Source organism: Nonomuraea rosea (assembly GCF_039539705.1).
GTDB lineage: Bacteria > Actinomycetota > Actinomycetes > Streptosporangiales > Streptosporangiaceae > Nonomuraea > Nonomuraea rosea.
On record NZ_BAABDQ010000085.1, the window covers coordinates 1 to 16,722 of the forward strand.

Sequence of the window (16,722 nt, forward strand, 5' to 3'; positions counted from 1 at the left end):
GGGGTTGATGTTCCGATCGGGTCGACGTATGCGGGGCGTTCGGATGAGGGGTTGGAGGAGTTGGTGGGGTTTTTTGTGAATACGTTGGTGGTGCGGGCGGATTTGTCGGGGGATCCGTCGTTTGGTGTGTTGCTGGGGCGGGTGCGGGAGTCGAGTTTGGCGGCTTTTGATCATCAGGATGTGCCGTTTGAGCGGTTGGTGGAGGAGTTGGCGCCGTCGCGGTCGATGGCGCGGCATCCGTTGTTCCAGGTGATGCTGAACCTGCAGAACACCGGCGAGGCGGCGCTGGAGCTCCCGGGCGTGCGTGCCACGGCGATGCCGGCGGGTGAGTCGGCGGCGAAGTTCGACCTTGAGGTGCTGGTCGGCGAGGTGTTCGACGCGAACGGGGCACCGGCTGGACTGCGCGGGTCGTTGGTGGCTGCCGCGGATCTGTTCGATCGGGGGTCGGCCGAGGTTCTGGTCGCCCGGTTCGTGCGGGTGCTGGAGCTGGTGACTGCCGAGCCAGAGGTGCGGTTGAGCGAGGTGGAGCTTCTCGACGATGAGGAGCGGCGGCGGGTGCTGGAGGAGTGGAACGACACTGCCGGCGACATCGGTGCTCCGGTGGTGGAGTTGTTCGAGGCGCGGGTGGCTCGGACGCCTGAGGCGGTGGCGGTGCGGTGGGGTGCTGAGCGGGTCTCGTATGCGGAGGTGGATGAGCGCGCCAATCGGCTGGCGCATGTCCTGATCGGTGAGGGGATTCGTGCCGAGTCGGTGGTGGGGGTGTGCCTGGAGCGTGGGGTTGAGCTGGTGGTGGCGTTGCTGGCGGTGTGGAAGGCGGGGGCGGGTTATGTGCCGATCGATCCTGGGCAGCCGGTGGAGCGGATCGCGTTCCTGCTGGGTGACAGCCGGGCGGTGCTGACGGTCACCAGCGGGGACATCGCCGAGGCGTTGCCGGCTGGTGGGGCGCGGTTGCTCGTCCTCGATGACGCGGTGACCAGGCTGAGCGCAGCGCCTGCTGTCAAGCCGGACCGCGTGATGACCGGCGGGCAGGTGGCCTACGTCATTTACACCTCGGGATCGAAGGGTGCGGTGGTGTCGCAGGCTGGGTTGGCGAATTACGTGGGGTGGGCGTCGGCGGCTTATGGGGTGGGTGAGGGCGCGCCGTTGCACACGTCGGTGGCCTTCGATCTGACGGTGACGAGCTTGTGGGTGCCGTTGGTGTCTGGGGCCGCAGTGGTGGTCAGCAATGAAGGGCTGGCGGAGGCTCTGCCTGGCGTGGGGCTGGTGAAGGTGGTTCCGGCGCAGCTGAGTCTGCTGGCCGGGACGGTGGCGAGAGATGCCGGGCGCACCTGGGTCGTGGACGGTGAGGCGTTGCCGGGCGGGCTTGTCCGTTCGTGGTTGGCGCAGTCTCCGGGGTCGGTGGTGGTGAATGAGTATGGGCCGACGGAGACGGTGGTCGGCTGCTGTGTGTTCGAGGTGCGGGCGGGTGTCGAGGTCGGGGAGTCGGTGCCGATTGGGCGGCCGATCGCGAACTGCCGGTTGTATGTGCTGGATGACCGGTTGCGTCCGGTGGCGCCGGGTGTGGCGGGTGAGTTGTACATCGCCGGTGTTCAGGTGGCTCGTGGGTATGTGGGGCGGCCTGATCTGACGGCTGAGCGTTTCGTGGCCTGTCCGTACGAGCCAGGCGCGCGGATGTACCGCAGCGGCGACCTCGCACGCTGGCGCGGCGATGGGAACCTGGAGCACCTCGGGCGGGCCGATGACCAGGTGAAGATCGGGGAGTTCCGGATCGAGCCGGGCGAAGTGGAAGCCGTGCTCGCGGCGCATCCGCTGGTGTCCCAGGCAGCGGTGGTCGCCCGTGAGGACGCCCCTGGAGACGTCCGTCTGGTGGCTTACGTCGTGGGCGCGGACGTGCAGCCTCGCCTGGTGCACCGCCACGCCGCTGACCGGCTGCCCGGCTACATGGTGCCGTCCGCGATCGTCGTGCTCGACGCGCTGCCGCTGACCGCGAACGGCAAGGTGGATCGCAAGGCCCTGTCGGCGCCGGAGCAGAAGGCGGGCCCGGGGCGGGCTCCGGCCACGGTGCTGGAGGAGCTTCTGTGCCGGGCCTTCGCCGACGTGCTCGGACTGGCCGAGGTCGGGGCGGAGGACGACTTCTTCGGGCTGGGCGGGCACTCGCTGCTGGCGGTGCGGCTGGTCAGCCGGGTCCGGGCGGCGCTGGGCGTGGAGGTGCCGTTGCGATTGCTGTTCGAGGCGCCGACGGTGGCGGGGCTGGCGGGCCGGCTTGAGGGCGCCGGGGTGGCGCGGCAGGCGCTGCGCGCGGTGGAACGGCGGCCGGAGCGGGTGCCCTTGTCGTTCGCGCAGCAGCGGTTGTGGTTCCTCGGACAGCTCGAAGGGCCGAGCGCGACCTACAACGTGCCGGTCGTGCTCCGGCTGTCCGGGGAAGTCGATCAGACGGCGTTGAACGCGGCGTTCCGGGATGTGATCGGGCGGCACGAGGTGCTGCGGACGGTCTTCCCGGTCGCCGACGGCGAGCCCTGCCAGCAGGTCGTTGACGAGCCCGGCTGGGAGCTGGCCGTGGCCGGCGTGGCGCCGGAGGAGCTTGACGGCGTGGTCGGCGCGGCGGTGGGTCAGACGTTCGACCTGGCGTGCGAGCTGCCGATCCGGGCGTGGCTGCTGTCGGTGTCCGCGGATGAGCAGGTGCTGGTGGTGGTCGTTCACCACGTCGCCGGTGATGCGTGGTCGTTGCGGTTGCTGGCGCGGGACGTGTCGGTGGCGTACGCGGCTCGGCGCGGCGGTGCGGCTCCGGCGTGGGAGCCGTTGCCGGTGCAGTACGCGGACTACGCGTTGTGGCAGCGGCACCTGCTGGGCGACGACCAGGACGACGACAGCGTGATCGCACAGCAGCTCGGATACTGGCGGGACGCGCTGACCGGCGTGCCGGAGGAGCTGGTGCTTCCGGTTGATCGGCCGCGGGCGGCGGTGGCCTCCTACCAGGGACACAGCGTGCCGGTCGAGGTGCCGACCGGCGTGCACGCGCGACTGGCCGAGGTGGCGCGGGCCGAGGGCGTCACGACGTTCATGGTGGTGCAGGCCGCGTTCGCCGTCCTGCTGTCGCGGCTCGGAGCCGGGAACGACATCCCGATCGGGTCGCCGAACGCCGGGCGCATGGACGAGGCGCTGGACGACCTCGTCGGCTTCTTCGTCAACACGCTCGTCCTGCGCACCGACCTGTCCGGGAATCCGACGTTCCGTGAGCTGCTGGGCCGGGTACGGGAGTCGACCCTGGCCGCCTTCGATCACCAGGACGTGCCGTTCGAACGGCTGGTCGAGGAGCTGGCGCCCGCGCGGTCGATGGCCCGGCACCCGCTGTTCCAGGTGTTGATCACGCTGCAGAACACCGGTGAGGCGGAGCTGGAGCTGCCCGGCGTGCGGGTTTCCGGGATGCCGCTGGAGGAGGCGCCGGCCAAGTTCGACCTGGAGCTGAGCCTGACCGAGGGCTCCTCCGGGTTGCGCGGGGCGCTGCGGGCGGCCGCGGATCTGTTCGACCGGGAGTCGGCGGAAACGCTGGTGGCGCGGTGGATGCGGGTGCTGGACGTGCTGACCGCCGAGCCGGGGACCCGGCTGAGCGGCGTGGACGTGCTGACCGCGGATGAGCGGCGTCTGGTGGTGGAGGAGTGGAACGACACCGCGGAGGAAAGGCCGTCCGGGACGTTGGCGGAGTTGTTCGAGGCGCGGGTGGTCGTGGTCCCGGATGCGCCGGCGGTGGTCGGCGACGGGGTGGAGCTGACCTTCGCGGAGGTGGATGCGCGGGCGAACCGTCTGGCGCGGCTTTTGGTGGCTCGGGGTGTCGGGGTGGAATCCGTGGTCGGGGTGTCGCTGGAGCGTGGCGTCGATCTGGTGGTCGCGCTCCTGGCCGTGTTGAAGGCCGGGGCCGCCTATCTTCCGGTGGATCCGGACTATCCGGCCGCGCGGATGGCGTATCTGGTCGATCAGGCTAGGGCGGTCTGTGTGATCACCTCGTCTGCCGTGGGGCTGTCCGGCGGGGTGGTGCTGGATGATCCGGCGGTGGTGGCGGAGTTGGCGGGTCTGCCGGATGGGGGGCTTACCGCTGGTGATCGCGGTGGTGTGCTGACCGGTGCGAACGCGGCGTATGTGATGTTCACGTCGGGCTCGACGGGGCGGCCGAAGGGTGTGGTGGTGTCGCATGCGGGGGTGGTGAATCGGCTGGCTTGGATGCAGGAGCGGCTTGGGTTGTCGGCGGGTGAGCGGGTGGTGCAGAAGACGTCGTTCGGGTTTGACGTGTCGGTGTGGGAGTTTTTCTGGCCTCTGTTGTGGGGCGGGGTGCTGGTGTTGGCGCGGCCGGGTGGGCATCGGGATGCGGCCTATCTGGCGGAGTTGATTCGTCGGGAGCGGGTGTCGGTGGCGCATTTTGTGCCGTCGATGTTGGAGGCGTTTTTGGCGGAGCCTGCGGCGGCGGGGTGTGGCGGGTTGCGGTGGGTGGTGTGTTCGGGTGAGGCGTTGCCGGTGCATGTGATGCGGCGGTTTTTTGAGGTGCTGGACGGTGCGCGGCTGGAGAACTATTACGGGCCCACTGAGGCGTCGGTCGATGTGACTGCTTGGGAGTGTTCGCCTGGTTGGAGCGGGGCGTCGGTGCCGATCGGTCGGCCGGTGGCGAATACGCGGGTGTTTGTGCTGGATGAGTTTTTGCGGCCGGTGCCGCCGGGTGTGGTGGGTGAGTTGTATGTGGCGGGGGTGCAGGTGGCGCGCGGGTATGTGGGTCGGCCGGGGTTGAGTGCTGAGCGGTTTGTGGCGTGTCCGTTCGGGTCGGGTGGGCGGATGTATCGGACGGGGGATCGGGCGTCCTGGTCGGGTGAGGGGCAGTTGCTTTTCGCTGGTCGTGTGGATGATCAGGTGAAGGTGCGTGGGTTCCGGGTGGAGCCGGGTGAGGTCGGTTCGGTGTTGGCGGGGTGTCCTGGGGTGGGGCAGGTCGTGGTGGTGGCGCGGGAGGACGTGCCGGGGGATGTGCGGTTGGTGGCGTATGTGGTGGCGGCCGGTGGGCCGGTCGATGTGGAGGTGGTGCGGGGGTTCGCGGCGGGGTGGTTGCCGGAGTACATGGTGCCGTCGGCGGTGGTGGTGCTGGAGGCGTTGCCGGTGTCGGTGAACGGCAAGCTGGATCGCAAAGCCCTGCCCGCCCCCCGATACACCGCAGGGGCAGGTCGTGCGCCGGCCAACCTCCGCGAGGAAGTGTTGTGCGCGGCCTTCGCCGAGGTGCTGGGGCTGGACAGCGTGGGGGTGGATGACGACTTCTTCCGGCTGGGCGGGCATTCCCTGCTGGTGATCCGGCTGGTGGAGATGCTGCGGTCGCGTGGAGTGCCGGTGTCGGTGCGGGCGTTGTTCGAGACGCCGACCGTGGCCGGGCTGGCCGTGGCGGCCGGGGCTCGGCAGGTGGAGGTGCCGGAGAACCGGATCCCGGCCGGCGCGACCAGTATCACGCCGGAGATGTTGCCTTTGGTGGACCTGACCGCTGAGGAGGTCGGGCGGGTCGTCGCCACCGTCGGGGGTGGCGCGGCGAACGTGGCTGACATCTATCCGCTGGCCCCCTTGCAGGAAGGTCTGCTGTTCCATCACCTGCTGGCCGACGGCGGCGAGGACGCCTATGTGCTGCGGGCGGTGCTGGAGTTCGACTCGCGGGGCCGGGTGGAGCAGTTCGTTGAGGCGTTGCAGCGGGTGGTGGATCGGCACGACATCTATCGCACGTCTCTGGTGTGGGAGGGGTTGCGCGAGCCGGTGCAGGTGGTGGCGCGCCGGGCTGTTTTGCCGGTGCGCGAGGTAGTGCTCGGCACGGACTGTGCTGATCCCGCCCGTGCGCTGGTGGAGCTGGCGGGCTCGGCGATGGATCTGCATCGGGCGCCGTTGATGGGGGTGCATGTCGCGGCGGTGCCGGGTGGTGACCGGTGGCTGGCGCTCGTCCGGATGCATCATGTGATCAGGGATCACACCGCGCTGGAGGTGTTGCTCGCCGAGGTGCAGGCGTTCCTGGCCGGCCGGGAAGCGGAGCTGGCCGAGCCGCTGCCGTTCCGCAACTTCGTGGCGCAGGTGTGCGGTGGAGTAGAAGACTCCGAGCATTCGCGGTACTTCGCGGAGTTGCTGGGCGATGTCGAGGAGCCGACGGCGCCGTTCGGGCTGGTGGATGTGCGGGGTGATGGCGCCGATTCCGTGCATGAGGTGGTGCCGTTCGCTGCGGAGGTGGATGGGCGGTTGCGGGAGGTGGCGCGGCGGCTGGGGGTGAGTCCGGCGACGGTGTTGCATGTGGCGTGGGCGCGGGTGCTGGCCACGGCGTCGGGCCGGCAGGACGTGGTGTTCGGGACGGTGCTGTTCGGCCGGATGAACGCCGGGGCGGGTGCGGATCGGGTGCCGGGGCCGTTCATGAACACGTTGCCGGTGCGGGTGCGTACGGGTGAGCTGGGTGTGCTGGCGGCGGTGGCGGCGATGCGGGGGCAGCTTGCCGAGCTGTTGGAGCATGAGCATGCGCCGCTGACGCTGGCTCAGCAGGCCAGCGGGGTGGCGGGCGATGCTCCCCTGTTCACGTCGTTCCTGAATTACCGGCACAACACCGGTGCCGGGGTGGATGGGGAGATGGAGGGGGCGCGGCTGCTGTTGGTGCGGGAGCGCACCAACTATCCCCTCGTCGTGCTGATCGATGACAACGGCGACAGCATGTCGGTGGCGGTGGACGCGGTCGCTCCGATCGATGCCCGGGGTGTGGGGCTGCTGGTCCGCACCGCGACCGGGAATCTGGTGACCGCGCTGGAACAGGCCCTGGACGGCGGACCGGAGCTGCCGCTGAACGGCGTGGACGTGCTCGACGCGGACGAGCGGCATCTCGTCGTGGAGGAATGGAACCGTACGGCGGCCGAGGGTCTCGACATACCGGTGGTGGAGCTGTTCGAGGCGCAGGAACCCGGTGCGGTCGCGGTGACGGCCGACGGGGTCGAGGTCTCGTACGCGGAGCTGGACGAACGGGCGAACCGGCTGGCGCACGTCCTGATCGGCGAGGGGGTCCGGGCCGAGTCGGTGGTGGGGGTGTGCCTGGAGCGAGGCGTCGACCTGATCACGGCGTTGCTGGCGGTGTGGAAGGCCGGGGCGGCGTACGTGCCGATCGACCCGCGGCAGCCGGTGGAGCGGATCGCGTTCATGCTGGCCGACAGCCGCGCCCTGCTCACGGTGACGAGCGAAGAGGTCGCCGAGGAGTTGCCCGCGGGCCGGAGCCGCATGCTCACCCTCGACGACACGTTCACGAAGATGCGCCTGGCCGCCGCACCGGCCACCAGGCCCGAGCGGGCGATGCTCGGTGAGCAGGCCGCGTACGTCATCTACACCTCGGGCTCGACCGGCAGGCCGAAGGGCGTCGTGGTCACCCAGGCCGGCCTCGCCAACTACGCCGCTTCGGTGCCCGGACGCCTGGGGATGGCCGGTGGCCGGTACGCGCTGGTCCAGGGGCAGGCGACCGACCTGGGCAACACGGTGATCTTCGCCGCCTTGACCACCGGTGGGCGGCTGCACATCGTGCCCGAGGACGCCGCCACCGATCCGATCGCGCTGAGCGGCCTGCAGACGGACTACCTGAAGATGGTGCCCTCCCATCTGGCGGCGCTGGGCGAGCTGGAGCCACTGTTGCCCGACCGGGCGCTGGTGCTCGGCGGGGAGGCGGCGGCACCGGACTGGGTGGCGCGGCTGCTCGCGGCGGCCGAGCGGCGTGGCTGCGCGGTGTTCAACCACTACGGCCCCACCGAGACCACCATCGGCGTCGCGACGACCCGCCTGCGGCCCGGTGGCGCGGTCCCGGTCGGGACACCGGTCGCGAACACCCGCCTGTACGTGCTGGACGATCACCTGGCACCCGTGCCTCCGGGTGTGGTCGGGGAGCTGTACATCGCCGGGGCGCAGCTTGCCCGCGGCTACCTCGGACGCCCCGGCCTGACGGCCGAACGGTTCGTGGCCTGCCCCTTCGACGGCGGGCGCATGTATCGCACCGGCGACCGGGCTCGCTGGACTTCCGGCGGTGAGCTGGTCTTCGCCGGCCGGGTGGACGATCAGGTCAAGATCCGTGGCTTCCGGGTGGAGCCGGGTGAGGTTCGCGCCGTGCTGGCCAGGTGCCCGGGTGTCGATCAAGCCGCCGTGGTGGCCCGCGAGGAGGCCCCGGGCGACATGCGCTTGGTCGGTTACCTGGTGGCGCGGGACGCGGAGAGCGCGAGCGAACTGCCGTCGGCGGTGCGCGGGTTCGCGGCCGAGCGGCTTCCAGACCACATGGTGCCGTCGGCCTGGGTGGTGCTGGACGCGTTGCCGCTGACCGCCAACGGCAAGCTGGACCGCCACGCTCTGCCCGCACCCGACCGGGCCGCGGCCACCGGAGCCGGTCGCGGCCCGTCCAGCCCGCGCGAGGAGGCGCTGTGCGCCGCGTTCGCCGAGGTGCTCGGGCTGCCCGCGGTCGGCATCGATGACGACTTCTTCGAGCTGGGCGGCCATTCGCTGCTCGCCGTCCGCCTGGTCGAGCTGCTGCGGACACGAGGTGTCTCCGTGTCGGTGCGGACGTTGTTCGACACGCCGACGGTGGCGGCGCTCGCCGGTTCCGCGGGAATCGATCGGGTGGTGCCACCGGCCAACCTGATCCCCGAAGGCGCCACGGTCATCACGCCGGACATGCTGCCGATGGCAGACCTCGACGCCGACGAGGTGGCGCGGGTCGTGGCCTCCGTCGAGGGCGGCGCGGCGAACGTGGCCGACGTCTACCCGCTCGCGCCCCTCCAGGAAGGACTGCTGTTCCACCACCTGCTGGCGGATGGCGGCGACGACGCCTACGTGATGCCGGCCGTGCTGCGGTTCGATTCGAGAGAGCGGCTCGACGCCTTCCTCGACGCGTTGCAACAGGTGGTGGACCGGCACGACATCTACCGCACCTCGTACGCGTGGGAAGGGCTGCGCGAGCCGGTCCAGGTGGTGTGGCGCCGTGCCGTGCTCCCGGTCGAGGAAGTGACCCTGGACCCGCGGGCCGCCGACCCGGTGGCCGAGCTGGTGGCGGCCGGCGGCCAGATCATGGACCTGGGACGGCCGCCGCTGCTCGACGCCCACATCGCGGCCGAACCGCAGAGCGACCGGTGGCTGGTGCTGGTGCGCGCTCATCACATGGTGCGTGACGGCACCGCACTGGAAGTGCTGCTCGCGGAGATCCTCGCCATCATGACCGGACGCGGTGACGAGCTGCCGGAGCCGCTGCCGTTCCGCGACTTCGTCGCCCAGGCCCGCGACGGGGTGCGGCGATCCGAGCACGAGCGGTACTTCAGGGAGATGCTGGGCGACGTCGAAGAGCCGACCGCCCCGTACGGCGTGGTGGACGTGCGGGGCGACGGCGCCGGCGTCGTACGCGCGCAGATCGCGGCATCGCCGGAGCTGATCGGCCGCCTGCGCGAGGTGTCGCGGCGCCTGGGGGTCAGTCCGGCGACGGTGCTGCACGTGGTGTGGGCCCGGGTGCTGGCGGTGGTCTCCGGCCGGGACGACGTGGTGTTCGGGACCGTGCTGTTCGGGCGGATGAACGCGGGCATGGGCGCGGATCGCGTGCCAGGCCCGTTCATCAACACCCTTCCGGTACGCGTACGCACGGGCCTGCTCGGCGCACAGGCCGCCGTGTTCGAGCTGCGGTCCCAGCTCGGGGAGCTGCTGGAGCACGAGCACGCGCCGCTGGCCCTGGCGCAGCAGGCGAGCGGGGTGGCGGGGGACACGCCGTTGTTCACCGCCATCCTCAACTACCGGCGGAGCTCCGGACAGGACCTGGGCGAGCGCTGGGACGAGTCGATGGAGGGCGTACGGCTCGTGTACTCGCGGGAGCGCACCAACTACCCGCTCGCGCTCCTGGCCGCCGACGACGGCGACGTCATCAGGCTGGCGGTGGACGCGGTCGCGCCGATCGACGCGCACGCGGTGGGTGCGCTGGTGCGCACCGGCGTGGAGAACCTGGTGCCCGCGCTGGAGTCGGCGCTGGACGAAGGGTCCGATCTGCCGCTGCACGCCGTGTCCGTACTGGACGAGGCCGAGTGCCGCCGCGTGCTGACGGAGTGGAACGGCGCGGCGGCGGAAGTGGCGCCGGCGACGCTGGTCGAGCTGTTCGAGGCGCAGGTGAGGCGGACGCCTGAGGCGGTCGCGGTGGCGTCCGGCGAGGTGGAGCTGTCGTACGCGGCGCTGGACGAGCGGTCGAATCGGCTGGCCCGGCTGCTGGCCGGCCGCGGCGTGGCGGTGGAGTCGACGGTCGGCCTGGTACTGGGGCGGGGGGTGGACTGGGTCGTCGCGGTGCTGGGGGTGTTGAAGGCGGGGGCCGCGTTCTTGCCGCTCGATCCGGTGTATCCGGCGGAGCGGATCGCGTTCTCCCTGGCCGACGCGGGGACGGCGGCGGTGGTGACCTCCTCGGCGCTGGCCGGGAGGTGCCCTGAGGGCGTGCGGCAGGTGGTGATCGACGATCCGGCGGTCGTGACAGAGCTGGCCGGGCTGGCCGGCGCGGGGCTGACCGCCGGGGAGCGCGCCGGGCGTCTGGTACCGGGGTGCATGGCGTATGTGATCTACACGTCGGGGTCGACCGGGCGGCCCAAGGGGGTGATGGTCACGCATGACGGTGCGGTCAATCTGCTGACGGCCGGCGGATGGCAGGTCGGAGCCGGGGACCGGGTGCTGCAACTCGCCTCACCGGGTTTCGACGCCGCCTGCTGGGAGGTGCTGGTGGCGCTGTGGTCGGGCGGCTGTCTCGTAGTGGCCGACGCGCAGGACCTGCTGCCGGGCCCCGGACTGGCCGACGTGGTGGCCCGGCTCAAGGTGAGCCATGCGTTGGTGCCACCCTCGTCGCTGAGCGTGCTGACGCCCTCGGATCTGACCGGCATACGAACACTGGTGGCCGGTGGGGAGGCGCTGGGGCCGGAGTTGGTGGCGCGATGGGGTGCGGGGCGCCGGCTGGTGAACGCCTATGGCCCGACCGAGGCGACGGTCTGTTCGGCGATGACGGACGAGCCGATGTCGGGAGAGGAGGTGTCGATCGGCCGGCCCAATGTGAACACGCGGGCCTACGTACTGGATGAGTGGCTGTGCCCGGTGCCACCGGGGGTGGCCGGGGAGCTCTATCTTGCCGGCGCGCAGGTGGCCCGGGGCTACGCCGGTCACCCGGGACTGAGCGCCGAGCGGTTCCTGGCCGATCCGTTCGGCCCGGTGGGTGAGCGCATGTATCGGACCGGGGACCGGGTGCGGTGGGCCGAGGCCGGAAGGCTCGTGTTCGCCGGACGCAGTGATGACCAAGTGAAGATCCGGGGGTTCCGGATCGAGCCGGGCGAGGTGCAGGCGGCCGTGGCCGCTCACCCCCGCGTGGTCCAGGCGGCTGTGATCGCCCGGGAGGATGTGCCGGGCGAGAAGTCCCTGGTCGCTTACGTCGTCCCGGAGGAGGACGACGCGCGGCTGGCGGAGTCGGTGCGCGCGTTCGCCGCCGAGCGGCTGCCGGCGCACATGGTGCCCGCCGCCATCGTGACGCTGGACGCCTTGCCGGTGACCACCAGCGGCAAACTCGACCGCAAGGCCCTGCCCGCGCCCGCGTACGAGGTGGGGGCCGGCCGAGGACCGGCCGACGCGCGGGAGGAGACCCTGTGCGACCTGTTCGCGCAGGTGCTGGGGTTGCCCGGGGTCGGGGTGGATGACGACTTCTTCGCGCTGGGCGGGCATTCGCTGCTGGCGGTGCGACTGATCAGCCGGGTCCGTACGACGCTCGGCGCCGAGGTGCCGCTGCGGACGCTCTTCAAGGCGCGGACAGTGGCTGAGCTCGCACGACAGCTCGGAGACAGAAAGCCGGCCAGACCGGCGCTACGGCCGATGCGTACCCGGGAGGGTTCCTGATGATTCCGTTGTCATTCGCGCAGCGCCGGCTCTGGTTCGTCGGGCAGCTGGAAGGCCCGAGTGCGATCTACAACATCCGGATCGTCCAGCGGCTGTCGGGCGAGGTCGACCGGGCGGCGCTGAACGCCGCGCTGCGGGATGTGATCGGGCGGCACGAGGTGCTGCGGACGGTCTTCCGCACCGTGGACGACGAGCCTTACCAGCACATTCTGCCGCTGGACGAGCTGGCCTGGGAGCTGGCGGTGGCCGAGGTGGCGCCTGAGGAGCTGGAGGAGGCGATCGACGCGGCCGTGGGCCATGTCTTCGATCTGTCGGTTGAGGTGCCGGTGCGGGCGTGGTTGTGGTCGGTGTCGGGGGGTGAGCAGGTGCTGGTGGTGGTGGTTCATCACATTGCGGGTGATGGGTGGTCGTTGGGGCCGTTGGGGCGGGATGTGTCGGTGGCTTATGCGGCTCGGTGTGGGGGTGCTGTTCCGGGGTGGGTGCCGTTGCCGGTGCAGTACGCGGACTACGCGTTGTGGCAGCGGGAGTTGCTGGGGGATGAGGGGGATCCGGGGAGTGTGATTTCGGGGCAGCTCGGGTTTTGGCGGGAGGTGTTGGCGGGGGTGCCGGAGGAGCTGGTGTTGCCGGTTGATCGGGCGCGTGGGGTGGTGGCGTCTTATCGGGGTCATGCGGTGCCGGTGGAGGTTCCGGCGGGGGTGCATGCGCGGTTGGTGGAGGTGGCGCGGGTTGAGGGTGTGACGGTGTTCATGGTGGTGCAGGCGGCGTTGGCGGTGTTGTTGTCGCGGTTGGGGGCGGGGGTTGATGTTCCGATCGGGTCGACGTATGCGGGGCGTTCGGATGAGGGGTTGGAGGAGTTGGTGGGGTTTTTTGTGAATACGTTGGTGGTGCGGGCGGATTTGTCGGGGGATCCGTCGTTTGGTGAGTTGCTGGGGCGGGTGCGGGAGTCGAGTCTGGCGGCTTTTGATCATCAGGATGTGCCGTTCGAGCGGTTGGTGGAGGAGTTGGCGCCGTCGCGGTCGATGGCGCGGCATCCGTTGTTCCAGGTGATGCTGAACCTGCAGAACACCGGAGAGGCCGTGGTGGAGCTGCCTGGGGTGCGGGCTGCGGGGGTGTCGCTGGAGACGGCGGCCAAGTTCGATCTGGAGCTGGGGCTGGCGGAAGTGATCGATGCCGCTGGGGATCCTGCGGGGCTACGAGGGTCGTTGGTGGCTGCGGCGGATCTGTTCGATCGGGGGTCGGCCGAGGTTCTGGTGGCCCGGTTCGTGCGGGTGCTGGAGCTGGTGACTGCCGAGCCGGGGGTCCGGCTGAGCGGGGTGGAGCTTCTCGATGGTGAGGAGCGGCGTCTGGTGGTGGAGGAGTGGAACGACACCGCGGCGGAAGGGCCGTCCGGGACGTTGGCGGAGTTGTTCGAGGCGCGGGTGGCCATAGTCCCGGACGCACTGGCCGTGGTCGGCGACGGGGTGGAGCTGACCTTCGCGGAGGTGGATGCGCGGGCGAACCGTCTGGCGCGGCTTTTGGTGGCTCGCGGCGTCGGGGTGGAATCCGTGGTCGGGGTGTCGCTGGAGCGTGGCGTCGATCTGGTGGTCGCGCTCCTGGCCGTGTTGAAGGCCGGGGCCGCCTATCTTCCGGTGGATCCGGACTATCCGGCCGAGCGGATGGCTTATCTGGTCGATCAGGCTGGGGCGGTCTGTGTGATCACCTCGTCTGCCGTGGGGCTGTCCGGCGGGGTGGTGCTGGATGATCCGGCGGTGGTGGCGGAGTTGGCGGGTCTGTCGGATGGGGGGCTTACCGCTGGTGAGCGCGGTGGTGTGCTGACCGGTGCGAACGCGGCGTATGTGATGTTCACGTCGGGCTCGACGGGGCGGCCGAAGGGTGTGGTGGTGTCGCATGCGGGTGTGGTGAATCGGCTGGCTTGGATGCAGGAGCGGTTGGGGTTGTCGGCGGGTGAGCGGGTGGTGCAGAAGACGTCGTTCGGGTTCGACGTGTCGGTGTGGGAGTTTTTCTGGCCGCTGTTGTGGGGCGGGGTGCTGGTGCTGGCGCGGCCGGGCGGGCATCGCGATGCGGCCTATCTGGCGGAGTTGATTCGTCGGGAGCGGGTGTCGGTGGCGCATTTTGTGCCGTCGATGCTGGAGGCGTTTCTGGCCGAGCCGGCCGCCGCAGGGTGTGGCGGGTTGCGGTGGGTGGTGTGTTCGGGTGAGGCGTTGCCGGTGCATGTGATGCGGCGGTTCTTCGAGGTGCTGGACGGCGTGCGGCTGGAGAACTACTACGGGCCCACTGAGGCGTCGGTCGATGTGACCGCTTGGGAGTGTTCGCCTGACTGGGCGGGAAGCTCTGTCCCGATTGGCCGGCCGGTGGCGAACACGCGGGTGTTTGTGCTGGATGAGTTTTTGCGGCCGGTGCCGCCGGGTGTGGTGGGTGAGTTGTATGTGGCCGGGGTGCAGGTGGCGCGCGGGTATGTCGGGCGTCCGGGGTTGACGGCTGAGCGGTTTGTGGCGTGTCCGTTCGGGTCGGGGATGCGGATGTATCGGACGGGGGATCGGGCGTCGTGGTCGGCCGGTGGTGAGCTGCTGTTCGCCGGGCGTGCCGATGATCAGGTGAAGGTGCGTGGGTTCCGGGTCGAACCGGGCGAAATCAGTCTGGTTCTGGCGGGTTGTCCTGGGGTGGGGCAGGTCGTGGTGGTGGCGCGGGAGGACGTGCCGGGGGATGTGCGGTTGGTGGCGTATGTGGTGGCGGCCGGTGGGCCGGTCGATGCGGAGGTGGTGCGGGGGTTCGCGGCGGGACGGTTGCCGGAGTACATGGTGCCGTCGGCGGTGGTGGCGCTGGAGGCGTTGCCGGTGTCGGTCAACGGCAAGCTTGACCGCAAAGCCCTGCCCGCCCCCCGATACACCGCAGGGGTAGGTCGTGCGCCGGCCAACCTCCGCGAGGAGGTCGTCTGCGCAGCCTTCGCCGAAGTGCTCGGCTTGGAGAGTGTGAGCGCCGACGACGACTTCTATCGGCTGGGCGGGCATTCGCTGCTGGTGGTCCGGCTGGTGGAGGTCCTGCGCTCCTGCGGCGTCTCAGTCTCGGTACGAGCCCTGTTCGACACACCCACCCCGGCGGGCCTGGCCGACTCCGTGGGCGCCGGGCAGACCGAGGTGCCCGACAATCTGATTCCGGTCGGCGCGATCAGCATCACGCCGGAGATGTTGCCCTTGGTGGATCTGACAACCGGAGAGATCGAGCGAGTCGTCGCGACCGTCGAGGGCGGCGCGGCGAACGTGGCCGACATCTATCCGCTGGCGCCCTTGCAGGAAGGTCTGCTGTTCCATCACCTGCTGGCCGACGGCGGTACGGATGTGTACGTGACGCCGGCGGTGCTGGAGTTCGACTCGCGGGGCCGGGTGGAGCAGTTCGTTGAGGGGTTGCAGCGGGTGGTGGATCGGCACGACATCTATCGCACGTCGCTGGCATGGGAGGGGCTGCGGGAGCCGGTGCAGGTGGTGTGGCGTCACGCCGTGCTGCCGGTCGATGAGGTGGTGCTTGAGCCGGACTGTGCTGATCCCGCTGGTGCGCTGGTGGAGCTGGCGGGGTCGGTGATGGATCTGCATCGGGCGCCGTTGATGGGTGTGCATGTCGCGGCGGTGCCGGGTGGTGACCGGTGGCTGGCTCTCGTCCGGATGCATCACGTGGTCAGGGATCACACCGCGCTGGAGGTGCTGTTCGCCGAGGTGCGGGCGTTCCTGGCGGGCAGGGAGGCGGAGCTGGCCGAGCCGCTGCCGTTCCGCAACTTCGTGGCGCAGGCGCGTCACAGCGTCACGGACGTCGAGCACAGCCACTATTTCGCGGAGTTGCTGGGCGATGTCGAGGAGCCGACGGCGCCGTTCGGGTTGGTGGATGTGCGGGGTGATGGCGCCGATTCCGTGCATGAGGTGGTGCCGTTCGCTGCGGAGGTGGATGGGCGGTTGCGGGAGGTGGCGCGGCGGCTGGGGGTGAGTCCGGCGACGGTGTTGCATGTGGCGTGGGCGCGGGTGCTGGCCACGGTGTCGGGGCGGCGGGACGTGGTGTTCGGGACGGTGTTGTTCGGCCGGATGAACGCCGGGGCGGGTGCGGATCGGGTGCCGGGGCCGTTCATGAACACGTTGCCGGTGCGGGTGCGTACGGGTGGGCTGGGTGTGCTGGCGGCGGTGGCGGCGATGCGGGGTCAGCTTGCCGAGCTGTTGGAGCATGAGCATGCGCCGCTGACGCTGGCTCAGCAGGCCAGTGGGGTGGCGGGCGATGCGCCGCTGTTCACGTCGTTCTTGAATTACCGGCACAACACCGGTGCCGGGGTGGATGGGGAGATGGAGGGGGTGCGGCTGCTGTTGGTGCGGGAGCGCACCAACTATCCCCTGGTCGTGCTGATCGATGACAACGGCGACAGCATGTCGGTGGCGGTGGACGCGGTCGCTCCGATCGGTGCCCGGGGTGTGGGGCTGCTGGTCCGCACCGCGACCGGGAATCTGGTGGCCGCGCTGGAACAGGCCCTGGACGGCGGACCGGAGCTGCCGCTGAACGGCGTGGACGTGCTAGACGCGGACGAGCGGCGTCTGGTCGTGGAGGAGTGGAACGACACCGCGGCGGAAAGGCCGTCCGGGACGTTGGCGGAGCTGTTCGAGGCGCGGGTGGCCGTGGTCCCGGACGCGTCGGCGGTGGTCGGTGACGGGGTGGAGCTGACGTTCGCGGAGGTGGATGCGCGGGCGAACCGTCTGGCGCGGCTTTTGGTGGCTCGGGGTGTCGGGGTGGAATCCGTGGTCGGGGTGTCGCTGGAGCGTGGCGTCGATCTGGTGGTCGCGCTCCTGGCCG

Annotated in this window: 2 protein-coding genes; both read left to right on the forward strand. The window is 70.4% G+C overall.

Annotated elements, in window-relative coordinates:
• Nucleotides 1-15 precede the first annotated feature (15 nt).
• Nucleotides 16-11,901 (forward strand): amino acid adenylation domain-containing protein, encoded by an 11,886-nt coding sequence (locus ABEA43_RS66720; RefSeq protein WP_345580991.1) that lies wholly within the window; start codon nt 16-18, stop codon nt 11,899-11,901.
• On the forward strand, nt 11,901-16,722 hold a 4,822-nt coding region (locus tag ABEA43_RS66725; protein WP_345580988.1), incomplete at its 3' end, for an amino acid adenylation domain-containing protein. The genes ABEA43_RS66720 and ABEA43_RS66725, both read left to right, overlap by 1 nt.